Annotated in this window: 14 protein-coding genes; 5 read left to right on the top strand and 9 right to left on the bottom strand. The window is 32.0% G+C overall.

Going from position 1 to position 17494, the window contains the following annotated elements; all coding sequences use genetic code 11:
- Positions 1-38 precede the first annotated feature (38 nt).
- On the top strand, positions 39-3002 hold the full coding sequence (locus tag WHD54_RS07565; protein ID WP_088324517.1) for a TonB-dependent receptor: 2964 nt from the start codon (positions 39-41) through the stop codon (positions 3000-3002).
- 100 nt (positions 3003-3102) lie between these two features.
- On the opposite strand, the gene WHD54_RS07560 is transcribed toward WHD54_RS07565, so the two are convergent.
- Entirely contained in the window at positions 3103-4317 is a 1215-nt protein-coding gene (locus WHD54_RS07560; protein WP_088324518.1) for an aminotransferase class V-fold PLP-dependent enzyme, read from the bottom strand.
- Positions 4318-4465: 148 nt separating this feature from the next.
- Here WHD54_RS07560 and WHD54_RS07555 point away from each other — a divergent pair, with 148 nt between their 5' ends.
- On the top strand, positions 4466-5785 hold the full coding sequence (locus WHD54_RS07555) for a serine hydrolase domain-containing protein (RefSeq protein ID WP_088324519.1): 1320 nt from the start codon (positions 4466-4468) through the stop codon (positions 5783-5785).
- Between the two features lie 30 nt (positions 5786-5815).
- Here the strand turns inward: WHD54_RS07555 and sufD are convergent, their stop codons facing one another.
- The 4 genes from sufD to WHD54_RS07535 form a co-directional block, all read right to left on the bottom strand.
- Positions 5816-7129, bottom strand: coding sequence for a Fe-S cluster assembly protein SufD (sufD, locus tag WHD54_RS07550; protein ID WP_088324520.1), 1314 nt, complete (start codon positions 7127-7129; stop codon positions 5816-5818).
- A gap of 71 nt (positions 7130-7200) precedes the next feature.
- Complete coding sequence (gene sufC, locus WHD54_RS07545) at positions 7201-7950, bottom strand: Fe-S cluster assembly ATPase SufC (protein WP_088324521.1); 750 nt, start codon at positions 7948-7950, stop codon at positions 7201-7203.
- Between the two features lie 124 nt (positions 7951-8074).
- A complete protein-coding gene (sufB, locus tag WHD54_RS07540; protein ID WP_088324522.1) occupies positions 8075-9520 on the bottom strand; it encodes a Fe-S cluster assembly protein SufB in 1446 nt (481 codons plus the stop codon).
- A gap of 138 nt (positions 9521-9658) precedes the next feature.
- Positions 9659-9988: a HesB/IscA family protein gene (locus WHD54_RS07535; protein WP_088324523.1), complete on the bottom strand. Its 330-nt coding sequence runs from the start codon at positions 9986-9988 to the stop codon at positions 9659-9661.
- Positions 9989-10304: 316 nt separating this feature from the next.
- On the opposite strand from WHD54_RS07535, the gene thiL reads away from it, so the two are divergent.
- A complete protein-coding gene (gene thiL / locus WHD54_RS07530) occupies positions 10305-11354 on the top strand; it encodes a thiamine-phosphate kinase (RefSeq protein WP_088324524.1) in 1050 nt (349 codons plus the stop codon).
- Between the two features lie 14 nt (positions 11355-11368).
- Here the strand turns inward: thiL and WHD54_RS07525 are convergent, their stop codons facing one another.
- The 3 genes from WHD54_RS07525 to WHD54_RS07515 all read right to left on the bottom strand — a co-directional run bounded on the left by WHD54_RS07525 (position 11369) and on the right by WHD54_RS07515 (position 14448).
- Positions 11369-12205, bottom strand: a complete 837-nt coding sequence (locus WHD54_RS07525; protein WP_088324525.1) for a DUF6671 family protein — start codon at positions 12203-12205, stop codon at positions 11369-11371.
- A gap of 11 nt (positions 12206-12216) precedes the next feature.
- Positions 12217-13572 carry a dihydroorotase gene (locus tag WHD54_RS07520; RefSeq protein ID WP_088324526.1) on the bottom strand — a complete coding sequence of 452 codons (1356 nt, stop codon included), beginning with the start codon at positions 13570-13572 and terminating at the stop codon, positions 12217-12219.
- A gap of 96 nt (positions 13573-13668) precedes the next feature.
- Complete coding sequence (locus WHD54_RS07515; RefSeq protein ID WP_088324527.1) at positions 13669-14448, bottom strand: alpha/beta fold hydrolase; 780 nt, start codon at positions 14446-14448, stop codon at positions 13669-13671.
- A 160-nt stretch (positions 14449-14608) separates the two neighbouring features.
- Between WHD54_RS07515 and brnQ the strand changes: the two genes are divergently transcribed.
- Positions 14609-15889: a branched-chain amino acid transport system II carrier protein gene (gene brnQ / locus WHD54_RS07510; protein WP_088324528.1), complete on the top strand. Its 1281-nt coding sequence runs from the start codon at positions 14609-14611 to the stop codon at positions 15887-15889.
- Here brnQ and WHD54_RS07505 read toward each other — a convergent pair.
- Positions 15870-16592 carry a 3'-5' exonuclease gene (locus WHD54_RS07505; RefSeq protein WP_088324529.1) on the bottom strand — a complete coding sequence of 241 codons (723 nt, stop codon included), beginning with the start codon at positions 16590-16592 and terminating at the stop codon, positions 15870-15872. The two genes, brnQ and WHD54_RS07505, sit on opposite strands and share 20 nt — an antisense overlap.
- Positions 16593-16784: 192 nt before the next feature.
- On the opposite strand from WHD54_RS07505, the gene WHD54_RS07500 reads away from it, so the two are divergent.
- Entirely contained in the window at positions 16785-17486 is a 702-nt protein-coding gene (locus WHD54_RS07500; protein ID WP_088324530.1) for a response regulator transcription factor, read from the top strand.
- Positions 17487-17494 lie beyond the last annotated feature (8 nt).

Genomic DNA, 17494 nt, shown 5'->3' with positions numbered 1-17494 from the left:
AAATTTAATATTTGCAAGGAAACATAAAAATAACTTAAATGACTCAAACAAAATCAAAAAAAATTCTACTATTTTCATTTTTAATGATTTTTCCATTATTTATGGTGGCACAAACCATTAAAGGTAAAGTTACAGACACCTCTGGTGAGGTACTTCCTTTTATGAATGTTGTAGAAAGCGGAACAAAAAACGGAACAACAACCGATGATAATGGAGAGTTCTCCATTAATGTATTACAATTACCAACAAAACTTACGGTTTCTTCACTTGGTTTTAAAACCAAAACAATTACAGTAAGTAATACTTCTTTTTTAACTATTGTTATAGAAGAGAGCAGCGAATCTTTAGAAGAAATAGTTGTAATTGGCTCTAGAAATCCTAACAGAACTGCAGTAGATTCTCCTGTGCCAATAGATATTGTTGATATTAAAGAACTTACAAATGCAGCGCCACAAGTAAATTTAAATCAGATTTTAAATTTTGTAGCTCCTTCATTTACATCAAACACACAAACAATTTCAGATGGTACCGATCACGTAGATCCTGCTTCTTTAAGAGGTCTTGGACCAGATCAAGTTTTGGTATTAATTAACGGAAAAAGAAGACATACTTCTTCTTTAATTAACGTAAACGGAACTTTTGGTAGAGGTTCTGTTGGTACCGACCTAAATGCAATACCTGCTTCTGCAATAAAAAGGTTAGAAGTTTTAAGAGATGGTGCTGCTGCGCAATATGGTTCTGATGCCATTGCTGGGGTAATTAATATTGTTTTAAACGAATCTGTAAACGAGCTTTCTATGGCAGTTACTACTGGTGCAAACTTTAGTAAAAATGCTAATTCTCAAACAGGTGGAGTAGACGGACAAACTACAAATATTAGCGCTAGTTATGGTTTACCATTGGGCGAAAATGGTGGTTTTATTAATTTTTCTGGGGATTTTGATATTCGTGAAGATTATAATAGAATGAAAGAATGGGAAGGCGGTATTTTTAATGGGTACAATGTCGTTGAACGCTTTGCGAATAATGCAAATTATGATACTTCTAGGTTTTTATCATTATCTAATGGATTAGATCCTGCTTCTGCAGAATATGCAACCATTTTAGGAGACCTTAAAGGGTTTGCAAATGCTGCTGGTTTTACAACTTCTCCTACCGATGGTTTGGCAGAAATGAGAACCATACTAAAAGGAGATGCTACTACATCCGAATTAAATGCAAGAGGCTTACAAAGAACAGATTTTAACATGAGAGTTGGACAATCTAGAGTTCGTGGTGGAAGATTCTTTGCAAATTTTAAACTACCTTTAGACGACAATGGTACAGAAGTGTATTCTTTTGCAGGAATGAGCTCTAGAACGGGTAATTCTGCAGGTTTTTACAGATTACCTAACCAAAGTAGAACATACACACCTGCCTACATTAATGGTTTTTTACCTGAAATAAATTCTACCATTTCAGATCAGTCTCTTGCTGTTGGTATAAAAGGTAAAATAGGTGAATGGAATGTAGATTTCTCAAATACATACGGTAAAAATGCATTTGATTTTACAATCGGAAACACTTATAACGCCTCTCAAGGTAACGCATCGCCAACAACATTTGATGCTGGTGGATTTTCTTTTTCACAAAATACTACAAACCTAGATCTTTCTAAATTCTATGAAAATACTTTTAAAGGTTTAGGAGTTGCTTTTGGTGGTGAACACCGTGTAGAAAATTATGAAATAATTGCTGGTCAGGAAGATTCTTACACACAATATCAAGCAGACGGACAACCGTTTACTGGTATTACTGGCACCAGTCCTTTAAAAGATTTCTTTGGTAATTCTAGACCTGGTGGTTCTCAAGTTTTTCCTGGTTTCGGACCAAAAAACGAACTTAATAGACAACGTAGTAGTGTAGCTGCTTATGTAGATTTAGATGCAACGTTAACAGAAGCATTATCAACTACTTTTGCTACTAGATATGAAAATTATTCTGATTTCGGATCTACGTTAAACTTTAAACTTGCGTCTATTTATAAGTTTTCAGACAATTTTAGACTTAGAGCTTCTTTTAACACTGGTTTTAGAGCTCCTTCTTTACATCAACTTAATTACAATTCTACTTCTACAATTTTTCAAGACGGAATTCCTGTAGAGGTTGGTACTTTTGCTAATGATAGTAAAGCAGCACAATTATTAGGTATACCTCAACTGAAAGAAGAAACTTCTAATAGTTTTAGCGCTGGTTTTACAGCAAAACTACCAGAATCTAACTTAACATTTACAGTAGATGGTTACATTGTAAATATAAATGATAGAGTTGTATACACCGGTCAGTTTAAACCAACTTTAAACGACAATGGTACTCCAAATAATAGTAATGATGATTTTCCTATTGATGCTGCAAACCAAGAACTTTCAGATTTATTGGTTCAAGCAAATGCAAATGCTGCCTCTTTCTTTGCCAATGCAATTGATACAAGATCTACAGGTATAGATATTGTGGTTACTCACAAAGCTACTTTTGGTGATAATGTTAGATTAAAGACAGATTTAGCGGGTACTTTTTCTCAAACTAGACAACAAGGCGACATTAAATCCTCTCAAGTTCTTAGAGATGCTGGTCAGGAAGGAACATATTTTCCTGAGGATAGTAGAATATTTTTAGAGGAAGCTGTACCAAGAACAAAAGTAAACTTAACCAATAGCTTAACAAGTGGTAAGTTTAATGTATTCTTAAGAAACGTATATTTTGGTGAAGTATCTGAAGCTACAAACAGTATTGCAAATCAGCAACAATTTAGCTCTAAAGTAGTTACCGATTTATCTTTAGGATATAAAGCTACTGAAGATTTAACACTTACAATAGGTGCTAATAACTTGCTAGATGTTTACCCAGACAGAGCAATAGAAGCTAACAGAAGTGGAGGCCGTTTTGATTGGTCTAGAAGATCTCAACAGTTTGGTATTGGTGGTAGATTCTTATTTGCAAGAGTAAGTTTTAACATAAAGTAACCTCCAATTACTTTACTTAAACGAAAAGTAAAGGTTGAATAATGTTATATCATTATTCAACCTTTTTTTTTGAAATTAATAATGTACTGTTACACTCAAATTAAGAAAACATTTGGATGGCTCTTTTTAACGCAGTAATAAAAATAGCTATTTCTTCTTTGGTATTATAAAAAGAAAAAGAAGCTCGTATAGTTCCTGGTATTTTATAGAAATCCATAATAGGTTGTGCGCAATGATGCCCCGTTCTTACCGCAATACCTAATTTATCTAAAATTGTACCAATATCATAAGGATGAATATCTGCAACATTAAAAGAAACTACAGAAGTTTTATGAGCAGTTGTTCCGAATATTTTTACACCATCAATCTTTAAAAGTTCAGTTGTTGCATACTCTAAAAGCGTTGCTTCATAAGCTGCAATTTCGCTAAAACCAATACTATTCATATAATCTAAGGCAACACCAAAAGCAATACCTCCGCAAATATTTGGGGTACCTGCTTCAAATTTATGTGGTAAACCTGCATAGGTAGTTTTTTCGAAAGAAACTGTTGCTATCATTTCTCCACCACCCTGATAAGGTGGCAGTTTCTCTAACCATTCTTGCTTTCCATACAGTAAACCAACTCCTGTTGGACCACATAATTTATGAGCAGAAGCCACATAAAAATCTACATCTAACGCTTGAACATCTGGTTTAATATGTGGTGTTGCTTGTGCTCCATCAATTAAAACTGCCGCATTAACAGCGTGAGCTTTTTTAATAATTTCTTCTATAGGATTTATGGTTCCCAAAGCATTAGAAACATGATTACAAAAAACTAATTTGGTATTACTGTTTAGCAACTCCTCATATACTTTCATATCTAAAGAACCATCTTGTAGCATAGGTATTACCTTTAAAATTGCCCCAGTTTTTGTACATAACATTTGCCAAGGAACAATATTAGAGTGATGTTCTAGCGCCGATACTATAATTTCATCTCCTTTTTGTAAAATATCTGCAAATCCTGCAGCTACCATATTTATACTATCAGTAGTACCTGAGGTTAAGATAATTTCATAAGCATGTTTTGCATTGAAATGATGTTGAATTTTAATACGTGCCTCTTCATACTTATCTGTTGCCTCTTGGCTCAAACTATGCACTCCTCGATGAATATTTGAATTATAATTACTGTAATAATCTGCTATTGCATCTATAACTATTTGAGGTGTTTGAGAGGTTGCTGCATTATCAAAGTAAACCAAAGGCTTGCCATGCACTTCTCTTTTTAAAATTGGAAAATCTTCTCTTATTTTATCAACATTCATCATACAAAATAATATTTAGTTACAAAGATAAAGGTTGTATTTTTAAACGAATAAAGAAACTGAAAGGTTTTTTTGTAAATATGAATCGAATATAATTCTTTGGCTACTATGACATTAAATTTGCTACTTTTACAATAAAATGTTCACTAACATGAAAATATTTAAAAGAATTTTACTTTTTTTAGCTTTTGTTGTCTTTTTAATTGGCGCTTACAATTACAAAAAACTAAATATAGTTGCTGGGTTTGCTGCAAAAAGTACTGCCTCTTCTGTATTCTTAGCAAATAGAACGCTAGCCTTTACAGATAGTACAGACAATAGTTTTACACCCATACACTTAGCATCAAATACCATAGATACCACATTAAAAATAGCCCGCTCTTCTGTGGTTGGTTTACTAACAAGAAAAGCTGTTTTTAGAAAAGGACTGGGAAGTGTTTTAACACTCAACCAAAAAGATGAAACAGCCAAATATTTATACCCAAATAGAACTAAAAGCTCCTCAGAAATGGCTTATCCTTATGGCGATTTTCCTCAGAAGGATACAATTTTTGAAAACATATCTTATCCGAAATTAAACAAAGCTGTGGGTAGTATTTTTGGTACCGATAAGTCTCGAGCAGTATTGGTTATTTACAAAGATAAAATTATAGCAGAAAAATATAGCAAAGGTTTTAATGCGTCTTCTAAAATTTTAGGTTGGTCTATGACAAAAAGTTTATTAAGCACGGTATTTGGAGTTTTATCTTATCAAAACCGCATGGTGATAAACGCAAAAGCACCTATCGAATCTTGGCAAAACGATGCCAGAAAAGAAATTACCATTCATAATTTACTACAAATGAATTCTGGTTTAGAATGGGACGAAAACTATGATAAAATATCTGATGCTACAACAATGTTATTTTTAGAGAGAGATATGACAAAAACGCAAGAGCATAAACCTTTAGTAGGTAAACCTAATCAAACTTGGAACTACTCGTCTGGAACTAGTAATTTATTATCTGGTATTTTAAGAAATCACTTTGGTAGTCATCAGGAATATCTAGATTTTTGGTATTCTGATTTTATAGATAAAATTGGAATGAATTCGATGGTCTTAGAAGCAGATTTAAGCGGAAATTATGTAGCCTCTTCCTACGCTTGGGCAACCACAAGAGATTGGGGAAAATTTGGACTTCTATATCTTAAAAAAGGAAATTGGAATGGTACAAGAATTTTTAGTGAAGATTGGACAACTTATGTTACCACACCAACTCCCGGCTCAAAAAACACCTACGGTGCTCAGTTTTGGCTAAATGCAGATGGCGGATTTAAAGATGTTCCTAAAAACATGTATTATGCCGATGGTTATAAAGGACAGCGTGTTTATATTTTACCAGATCAAGAAATGGTAATTGTGCGCTTTGGATTGAAAAACTTTGATGAAAACACCTTTTTAAAAGGTATTTTAGAAAGTATAAAATTCTAAGTCATAAAACAAATATTAAAGAATAAATTCTTATAAATCGAAACCAATATTAACCCCTAATTTTTGGGCTATAATTTTGGTAATTCGCTGTTTAACTTCAGGTATTTTTACACTTTCTAAAACGGTGTTTGCAAAAGCAAACATTAGCAATGCTTTCCCTTCTTTTTTAGGTATACCACGTTGCTGCATATAAAATAAAGCATCTTCGTCTAATTGACCAATAGTACAACCATGTGAACATTTTACATCGTCTGCAAAAATTTCTAATTGTGGTTTTGCATTTATAGTAGCCTTATCACTTAATAAAATATTATTGTTTTGTTGATAAGCATTTGTTTTCTGCGCTTCTTTTTCTACAATTACTTTACCGTTAAAAACTGCAGTAGATCTTTCGTCATAAATTCCTTTATAGTCTTGGTGAGATTCGCAATTTGGTGTAATATGGTGCACCAATGTATGATGATCTATGTGCTGTTTACCTTCACTGATAGTTATCCCTTTTAAAATAGAATCTATATACTCTCCTTTTTGATAGAAGTTTAAATTATTTCTGGTAATATTTCCACCAAAAGAAAAAGTATGCACAGCAACAACACTCTTAGACTGTTGTTCTATATAAGAATTGTCTACTAAAGAAGCGGTAACTTCATCATCTTGAATTTTATAATAATCTACATTTGCTGCAGTATCTGCAAATATTTCTGTTACAGAATTGGTTAATACTGCATTGCTCGTTAAACTTTGATGACGCTCAATAATTTGTACCTGAGAGTTTTCTCCAACAACAATTAAATTTCTTGGCTGCACCATTGTTGCAGACTGAGATCCTGTAACAAAATTTATTATTTGAATTGGCTTTTTAACCTCAGTATTTTTTGGAATGTGTATGTAGGCACCTTCTGTGGCAAATGCAGTATTTAAAGAAGTTAAATTATCTTTTTTAGCAACTTTATTAAAATACTTGTCTATTACAGCCTTGTATTTAGGGCTATTTAAAGCAGAAGACATTAAGCAAACGTCATATTTTTCGTGCGTTGTTTGCGATAAAAAAGAACTGTATTTTCCGTTGATAAAAACAACTTTATAAGTATCTATTTCATGAATAAAATACTTTTTTACATCTGCTAATTCTATTGCTTCTACTCTGTCTGGAAACAAACTATAATCTTCCTTTAAAACTGCGTTTAAAGAGGTGTATTTCCAAGCTTCTAATTTTTTAGAAGGAAAGCCTAATTCTTCAAAATTTTGAAATGCTTTTGAACGGATTTCATGAACCGCAGAATTGGTGTCTACATTATCTTCAAAAGCGATATATGATGATAGTAATTTGTCTTTTAATTCCATTTTCTAATATGTTTCAGATTTAAAGTTTTGTAGTTCTAACTACTTACTTTTAAGGTTTAGATTTACTTTGTTTAAACTAATTCTTGCTTAATCCAATCGTATCCTTTTGCCTCTAATTCTAATGCTAAAGAAGCATCACCTGTTTTTACAATTTTACCATCGTGTAACACATGTACAAAATCTGGAACAATATAATCTAACAATCTTTGATAATGTGTAATTACAATAACTGCATTGTCTTTAGATTTTAATTTATTTACACCGTTTGCTACAATTCTTAATGCATCGATATCTAAACCAGAGTCGGTTTCATCTAAAATTGCTAATTTTGGCTCTAACATTGCCATCTGAAAAATTTCATTTCGCTTTTTTTCTCCTCCAGAAAACCCTTCATTTAAAGACCTCGACAAGAACTTTCTATCTATTTCTAATAATTCAGATTTTTCTCTAATTTTTTTTAGCATCTCTTTAGCAGGCATATCCTCTAAACCTTTTGCTTTGCGAGTTTCATTAATAGCCGTTTTTATGAAATTTGTTACAGAAACACCCGGAATTTCTACAGGATATTGAAATGATAAAAACACACCGTTATGAGCTCTCTCTTCTGGCGCTAGCTCACTAATATCCTCTCCTTCTAGCTCAATTGTTCCGCCAGTTACCTCGTATTCTTCTTTACCAGCAATAATGTTAGCCAAGGTACTTTTACCTGCTCCGTTAGGTCCCATAATTGCATGAACTTCGCCTGCTTTTACCTCTAGATTTAAACCTTTTAAGATTGCTTTTTCGTCTATTGCTGCTTGTAAATTTTCTATTTTTAACATTGTTTCTTTGCTATGTGCTGTCGGGTATTAAACCGTTAGCGTTTACTATATTTTTTGTTTAAAACTGCTATTATATTTACCATTCATAAAAAAAAGCAGTTTTCTATTCTTTCTTTACTGAATATTATCCTACAGAACCTTCTAAACTAATTTCTAATAGTTTTTGAGCTTCTACAGCAAATTCCATTGGCAACTTATTCAAAACTTCTTTACTAAAACCGTTTACAATTAATGCAATGGCTTTTTCAGTATCTATACCTCTCTGATTACAGTAAAATAACTGATCTTCGCCAATTTTACTTGTTGTTGCCTCGTGCTCTATTTGAGCTGTTTTATTTTTGGTTTCTATGTACGGAAAAGTATGTGCACCACAGTCATTACCCATTAGTAAAGAATCGCACTGAGAAAAATTTCTAGCATTTTCTGCACGCGCATTTACTTGCACCAAACCTCTGTAAGAGTTTTGAGATTTCCCTGCGGATATTCCTTTAGAAATAATAGTAGATTTGGTGTTTTTACCAAGATGAATCATTTTCGTACCTGTGTCGGCTTGCTGATGATTGTTAGTTACTGCAATTGAATAAAATTCTCCTACAGAGTTATTACCTTTTAAGATACATGAAGGATACTTCCAAGTAATTGCAGAGCCAGTTTCTACTTGTGTCCAAGATATTTTGGCATTATTCTCACACAAGCCTCGTTTGGTAACAAAATTATAAACACCGCCCTTTCCTTCTGAATTTCCTGGATACCAATTTTGAACAGTTGAATATTTAATTTCTGCATCGTCTAAGGCAATAAGCTCTACTACAGCAGCATGTAACTGATTTTCGTCTCTCATTGGCGCAGTACATCCTTCTAAATAGGAAACGAAACTCCCTTTGTCTGCAACCACCAATGTTCTTTCAAACTGACCAGTTCCACCTTCATTAATTCTAAAATAGGTAGACAACTCCATCGGACATTTAACCCCTTTAGGGATGTAACAAAAAGAACCATCTGAAAAAACAGCAGAATTTAAGGCTGCATAAAAATTATCTGTAGTAGGCACAACAGTACCTAAATATTTTTTTACCAAGTCTGGATGCTCTTGTATAGCCTCTGAAATTGGCATAAAAATAATTCCTTTTTCACCCAATGTTTTTTTGAAAGTTGTAGCAACAGAAACAGAATCCATTACAATATCTACTGCAACATTCGCTAACTTTTTTTGTTCCTCTAAAGAAATTCCTAAACGTTTAAAAGTATCTAATAATTCAGGATCAACCTCGTCTAATGAGTTTAATTTTGGTTTCTTTTTTGGAGCAGAATAATACGCAATATCTTGAAATTTTGGTTTTTCATAATTTACATTTGCCCATTCTGGCTCCTCCATTTGTTCCCATACTCTAAAAGCTTCTATTCGCCAATTGGTCATCCATTCTGGCTCGTTTTTCTTTTTAGAAATGGCTCTTACCACATCTTCATTTAAGCCCACAGGAAAAGTATCGCTCTCTATATCTGTATAAAAACCGTATTCATACTCTTTAGTTTTTAACTCTTCTCTTAAATCGTCTTCAGTATACTTCATAATTGTTAAAAGATTTAAAAATTAAAAGATTTTTACAATTATCTTTTATTTTTAGTAATTTATTATTCTGTAAACAAACAACTTATCTTGTTTTCATTTACATGTAATTATAGTATTAAAATTTACATAGACTTAAAACTACAAAGAGAAACTCTCTCCACAACCACAAGATCTATTGGCATTCGGATTGTTAAAAACAAAACCTTTACCGTTTAAACCACCAGAATACTCTAAAGTAGTTCCTACTAGATAAAGAAAACTTTTTTTATCAACTATAATTCTAACATCATTTTCTTCGAAAACTTTATCGTTTTCATTTGCTTTATTATCAAAAGTTAAATCATAAGACAACCCAGAGCAACCACCACTTTTAACTCCAACTCTCACAAAATCTTTGCTTGCATCAAAGCCGTCGTCATTCATTAACTCTATGACTTTTTTCTTTGCTGTGTCTGAAATTTTTATCATTACTTTATATAGATTAAGTCTAAATTGTTTGCAAATATACAATTATTGTCAAACAAAAACTGTATAATTTCATTAAGTAAAACAATAAAACTATTGGTTTTATTGATGCTATGTAAAAATTGATATGTAGCCAAATAATACCAATTGTATAGAAGCAAAAAAACTGTTTTATTTTGGTGGTGATGTTCTATAAATATACAAATTCGAAAGATTTTTTTTCACTCTTTTAATAACTATCTATTATTTTTTTAAAAAAAGTAACCATATAATTGATAGTTGTTCTAATTAGTTTTTTTATTGTAATTATCTTTGCAATATGTTAGAAGATAAAAACACAGAAAAAATAGACTTAGCAAGTTTGGGCGAATTTGGTTTGATAAATCATATTACCCAATATTTTAAAATAAAAAATAAAAGCACTGTAAAAGGTGTTGGAGATGATGCGGCAGTTTTAGAAGCTTCTAAGCAACAAACTCTGGTAACTACAGATTTACTTATTGAAGGAATTCATTTCGATTTAAGCTATATGCCCCTAAAACATTTAGGGTACAAAGCAGTTATGGTAAACCTATCTGATGTGTATGCCATGAATGGTACTGCAGAACAAATTACAGTATCTTTGGCAGTTTCTAATAGATTTCCGTTAGCTGCTATAGAAGAATTGTATGCAGGAATTCAGCTTGCTTGCGACACCTATAAAATAGATTTAGTTGGTGGAGACACAACCTCTTCTACCAAAGGAATGCTAATTTCTATTACCGCGATAGGTAAAGTTTCTAAAGACGAAATAGTTTATAGAAATGGAGCGAAAGAAACAGATTTAATTGTTGTTTCTGGAGATTTAGGGGCGGCATATTTAGGCTTACAAGTACTTGAAAGAGAAAAACAAGTATTTAAAGTAGACCCAAATAATCAGCCAGATTTAGACAATTACACTTATTTGATAGAACGACAACTAAAGCCCGAGGCTAGAAAAGATATTTCTGGTATTTTAAAAGAATTGAACGTAAAACCAACGTCCATGATAGATATTTCCGATGGACTGGCTTCTGATATTATGCATATATGCTCACAATCTAAAGTTGGTTGTAAAATCTATGAGGATAAACTACCATTAGACCCTCAAGTAATTTCTACATGCGAAGAGTTTGATATAGACTCTACAATGGTAGCTTTAAGTGGAGGCGAAGATTATGAACTACTTTTTACAGTTCCTATTGCAGCATTTGATGCTATAAAAACAAATCCGAATTTTTCTGTAATTGGTCATATTACAGCAGAAAATCAAGGAATGAATTTAGTAACTAGAGCTCAGCAAGAAATTGAACTGAAAGCACAGGGTTGGAAAGCTTTAAAAAACAATTAATGTTTTAAAAAAAATTATGGATTACAATATTCACAATATGTAGGGTCTTCTGTAGTTTTTTGGCGTGGGTACATTTCTTCTTTTGTAAAATTACATTTTTTACAACTGTACAAATAACTTAGTGTGCTTTGAGTTGGTGCGTTACAACAACTACAGGGAAGTCCTTTTTTTGATCCAACAATTTCGAAACCTGGTGTATTGCATGCTGGACAACACGTTTTTATTTTGTTTATGAGTTTTTTTGTGGCACTTTCTATCACCTTCATTCTACTTGGGTTGTACATTGCCCTCATATCTGTTTCGACATAAACTTTTCCGAATTTATGCAACAACTTATAAAATACTTCTAGCAGTTTTTCTTTTGATGTTATTCCTTTATAAATGTTACTAAAATGATCTTTTGATTTACGTAAAATTAAGCCATGTGACGGAAATTTTGCCAATGTAGCGAACTCCCTTAGCTCTTTTTCTGAAGTTACCTCTGCAGCATTAAAGTTTGTATTGGTACTTAGTTCCTTTACTGATATTTCTAAATTATTCTTTTGATCTATAAACACTAAAGTTTCTTCATCTGCCGCCGCAAAAAATAAAGTAGGATGCGCACCAAAAGAACCTTCACTAGCAATACCGAGGGTAGTATTTGTTTGTTCCATTGCTAATAAACATTTTTCTTTTGCGGTGGCTAATGCATCTTTTTTTCTATCAACTTCGCCAGAAAATGTTCCTAAAACATCACTATCAAAAGATGCCGGAACAAAACATAAAACCTCTAAGCTATTAGTAAGTAATGGAGCAATTACTTTTTCTTTTTGATGCTTTGTGGCTATAACTATTTTTCTACCTGCAAACATATTTTATACTTTTAATGCTCATTTTCTTGAGAAAAAGCAATGGAACTTCCTTTTTCTTGTTCATTCCAAACACCATTATTAAGCACTAAATTACCGTTTACAAAAGTATGGGTTATTGCATTGTGAAACGTTGTACCTTCTAGTGGAGACCAACCACATTTATACCACAAATTATCTTTACTAACCGTCCATTTTGTATTTAAATCTACCAAAACCAAATCTGCATGATACCCTTTTCTAATAAATCCTCTTTTTGTAATTTTATAGAGTATTGCTGGGTTGTGACACATTTTCTCTACAATTTTTTCTAGAGAAATACGCTTTTCATTATAAAATTCGAGCATGCAATTTAGTGTATGTTGCACCATTGGAGCACCAGACATAGATTTAAAATAAGGTTGTTGTTTTTCTTCTAAAGTATGTGGTGCGTGGTCTGTGGTAATAATATCTATTCTATCGTCTAACAACGCCTTTAAAAGCCCTTCTTTATCTTTGGCTGTTTTTATAGCGGGATTCCATTTTATAAGCATTCCCAAACGTTCATAATCTTTATCTGAAAACCATAAGTGATGAACAGAAACCTCTGTTGTTATTTTTTTTTGAGCTAGCGGCAACTTATTCTCAAATAAATGGGTTTCTGCCTCGGTAGTTAAATGCAAAATATGCAGACGAGCATTATGCTTTTTTGCCAAGTTTATCGCTCTCTTTGTAGCTTCATAACAGCCTTCTGTACTTCTTATTAAAGGGTGAAATTTAGCAGGTATATCATCGCCATATTTGGCTCTGTAAGCAGCTTCATTCTTAGTTACAATTTCTTCTTTTTCGGAGTGAATCGTAATAATTGACTTACAGTTTGCAAATAGTTTTTCTAGTATCTCTGGACTATCTGCTAAAATGTTCCCTTTTTTAGTAAAATACAATCCATCATCAGAAACTCCTATAAATTTTGAAGTATCACTAGCAATTACATCATCTACATTATCAGCTGAAACACCCATAACAAAAGCAAAATTTGCAAGAGATTTGTTGGCTGCAATTGTATATTTTTCTTGTAAATCTTTTTCCGATAAAATATTTGGTACTGTATTGGGCATATCTATAAACGAAGTAACTCCACCAGCTATGGCTGCTTTGCTTTCTGTATACAAATCTCCTTTATGAGTTAAACCAGGGTCTCTAAAATGAACTTGACCATCAATAACACCAGGAAGAAGGTGCTTGCCTGTGCCGTCTATTACATGTAAATTTTTAGTAGCATTAATAGTACCTATTTCCTTAATCAACCCGTTTTCTATTAAAACATCTCCAATAAAAGAATTACCTTCATTTACTATTGTAGAGTTTTTAATTAAAATATTTTGTCCCATTTTTTAGATGTTTATTTTTAAAATAATAAGTCGCTATTTACAAAGTGCTTTTTAGGGATGAAAATTTAAGGTAAAAGTATACTGCAAAAATAAGGCTTAGCATTTTTTTACAAACTCTTTTAACGTATTTAACAATAATGCTGTGTTTTCTATATGTGCCATATGACCACCAGGAAAAACAAAAAGTTCGGTTGCTGTTTTGTGTGCTTCTTTTGTAGCATCGTTTATATTTAATACAGGATCGTTTTGTCCCATAATCATTAGTTTTGGAAAGGTACTTTTTGCCAATACATCATTTCTATTAGAACGAGTTCTCATGCCTTCTTGTGCAGCAATATAGCCTTGCTTTGGTGTTTTTAGTGCTTCTTGTAAAGCAAGAGTTATTTCTGATTGATATTTTTCTTTACTTTCGACTGCAAATAGATTTGAAAAAGACATTCTCACTAAATTCGTGTAATTTTTTTGCACCATTTTATTGGCTCTTACTCTTATTTCCTTTCGTTCTTCACTATCGGCATTTGAAGTAGAGTTTAGCAAGCAAATACCTTTTACTTTTTGAGGATATTTCTCTGCAAAAGCTAAGGCTACATAACCACCCATAGAATGACCAATAAAGATGGATTTGCGAATTTTTAACTTTTTTAAAACCTGCATAACAGTATCTGCTAATAACTCCATAGAATGAGAGTACCCAATACAATCGGAAAGTCCGTGACCTAAAAAATCGAGAGTAACCACTCTATTTTTTTTTGAAAAATGAGGCACCAAAACATTCCACATAGTTGAATTCTCTAAAAAACCATGCAACAAAACGATAGCTGTTCCTTTACCATAGTCGCTGTATGAAATATGTGCATTTTTATACTCTAAAATCATACTCGCAAAGATAGTATTAGAATCAACTTTTAGGTAATAAAAAGAAAAAGTATTTGCTATATTTGATATTAAATTAGGAGATTAAATTCAGTAAAATAATAGCTCTATAAAGTTAAAAAGAATCAATTATACATCTTTAAAAAGTTAAAATAGTTATACTTTGAATAAAACAAAAGAAATTTGGATAGCCAGCTTTGCATTATTTTCATTATTTTTTGGTGCAGGAAATTTAATTTTACCTCCAACGTTAGGTTTTAAAGCTGGTTCAGATTGGCTTTTAGTAACTTTAGGGTTTGTAATTACTGCTATTGCAATTCCGATTTTGGCTATTTTTGCTCATGCAAAACTACAAGGTACTTTGTATGATTTTGGTAAAAAAGTATCGCCAATTTTTAGCACGATATTTTGTTTTTTAATTTATGGTATTGCCGTTGCTATTCCGGCTCCAAGAACTGCAGCTGTTACTCATGAAATGGCCGTGGCTCCTTTTTTTAATACTTCGCCACTACTAACCAGTATTTTATATTTCTCTTTGGTGTTTTTATTTGCTGTAAACCGATCTAAAATCATCAGTTTAATTGGTCAGTTTTTAACTCCAATTATTGTTATTATTTTACTGATAATCATAGGAATTTCCTTTTTAAATTCTGCAGATGGTTTCTCTACATCTAACTTTACAAACCCTTTTACAGATAGTATTTTAGAAGGGTATCAAACTTTTGATGCAATTGCTGGCGTAGTGGTTGGTGCAGTAATTATTATTTCTTTGAACTACAGTAGCCATACAACTTTTATTGAAAAACGAAAATTGATTCGAAAAGCTGGGTTTATTGCTGGTTTCGGACTGCTATTAATTTATGGTGGGTTAATATTAGCGGGTGCATTACATGCAAAAAGTTTCTCTACAGAGGCATCTAGAACAGAAATACTAGCTAGCTTAAGTACTTTAACCTTAGGAAATTTAGGAAATACATTTTTAAGCATATTAGTAGCTTTGGCGTGTTTTACTACAGCAGTTGGTATTGTTACCGGCACATCAGACTATATAAAGGGAATTTGCAACAACTCTAAAAAAGCGTATATAATTACCGCCATTATTGCCTCTTGTATTGGTATTGTTGTAGGAAGTTATCAGGTAGATTTTATCATAACAATAGCAGTACCTGCACTACTTTTTTTGTATCCAATAACAATTGTATTAATTCTGTTAAATGTACTTCCAGAAAAGTATACTTCTAATTTAGTTTTTAAAACTGTAGTATTCGTAACATTTGTTTTTAGTATTCCTGATTTTGTTGGCGTTGTTTTTAGCAATATTGAAATTACAACACTTAAAAACTTAATACCACTAGCCAATGCTAATTTAGGTTGGGTAATTCCGGCTTTTTTGGCTTTTGTTGTATGTAATTTAGCTAAAAAGACTACTCATTTACCCGTATAATATCTTTATCTAACAATAAAGGCATATTGTTAAGGCGCAAAACAATTTGGGCTACTGCAATCGTATCTTTTTCGCAATAATTTACAATGCGTAAAAGGTTTTTTTCTTTGTAGTAAACTTTTGCAACCTCACTTCCATCTATATCATCTTTGGGAGATGATATACCCAAAATAGTAGTTAATAATTTCAACGATGTATAATGTTTGTAGTCTCCAAATTTCCACAGCTCTAAGGTATCTAAATGCGGTACTTCCCATGGCTTTTTACCAAATAAATTAAGCTTATTTGGTAAAGGAATGTTATTAACAATCATTCTTCTTGCTATAAACGGAAAATCAAATTCTTTACCATTGTGCGCACACAACACATGGTTCGGTTTAGAAAAATAAGTTTCTAAAACTGTTTTAAAATTTTGTAATATTTCAACCTCATCATCACTGTAAAAAGAACGAACCCTAAGTTTTTTTGTACCATTATTTTCAGAAAAAAAACCGACGGAAATACAGATAATTTTTCCGAATTCTGCCCAAATTCCCGCTTTTTCATAAAACTCTTTCGCTACGAAATTATCTTTTCTTTGATATTTGGTTTTTTGCTCATAAAGCAACTGTAATTCTTCAGATACTTGCTCCCAAGACTCTTGTTGTGGAACAGTTTCTATGTCTAAAAACAAAATATTCTCTAAATTAGTCTTTAAATTCATTCTTTATCATTTCCTAAACTTAAAGGTAGTAAAAATAAAATGACTCCTCAGAAATAAAAGAAAGGCTAACTTACAATTAATACTTCCTGTAGTATTTGTTAAGGAATCATTAAGCAATTGTAAACGAAAAGCATAAACCAGATATAATTAAGTTTTAATTGCTATTTTTGGTATATAGATTTCTCAAAAATTATGAATAAAAGCACTATTAAAATTTTATTGGTAGATGATGAACCAGATATTTTAGAAATTGTTGGCTTCAATTTAAAAAATGAAGGATATCAAATATTTACAGCTAGTAATGGAAATGAGGCCATTAAATCTGCCAAAAAAAATCATCCACATCTAATTTTACTAGATATAATGATGCCAGAAATGGATGGTATTGAAGCTTGTGAAAAAATTAGAAAAATAAGCACACTAGAAAATGTAATTATTGCATTTTTAACAGCTAGAGGTGAAGACTACTCTCAAGTAGCTGGTTTCGAAGCAGGTGCAGATGACTATATTACAAAACCTGTAAAACCAAAAGTATTAATAAGCAAGGTAAAATCTTTATTAAGACGCTTAAAAACCGAAAAAGAAAATGAAGAAAGTTTTACTATTGGAGATATTGTTATTGACAGAGAAAAATATGTGGTGTACAAAGCCGATGTAAAAATTTCTTTGCCAAGAAAAGAGTTTGAATTATTTTCTTTACTAACTTCTAAACCGGGTAAAGTATTTAAAAGAGAAATTATTTTAGATACCGTATGGGGAAATGAAGTGGTAGTTGGTGGCAGAACAATAGATGTTCATATTCGAAAATTAAGAGAAAAAATAGGAGACCATCATTTTAAAACAGTAAAAGGTGTAGGTTATAAGTTTGTTTTAGAAGAAGAATCATCTAATTAAATAGTGCT

The sequence above is a fragment of the Polaribacter tangerinus genome (assembly GCF_038024095.1).
Classification (GTDB): Bacteria; Bacteroidota; Bacteroidia; order Flavobacteriales; family Flavobacteriaceae; genus Polaribacter; species Polaribacter tangerinus.
Note: the sequence above shows the minus strand (reverse complement) of the source record. Positions and strands in the feature narration are given on the sequence as shown.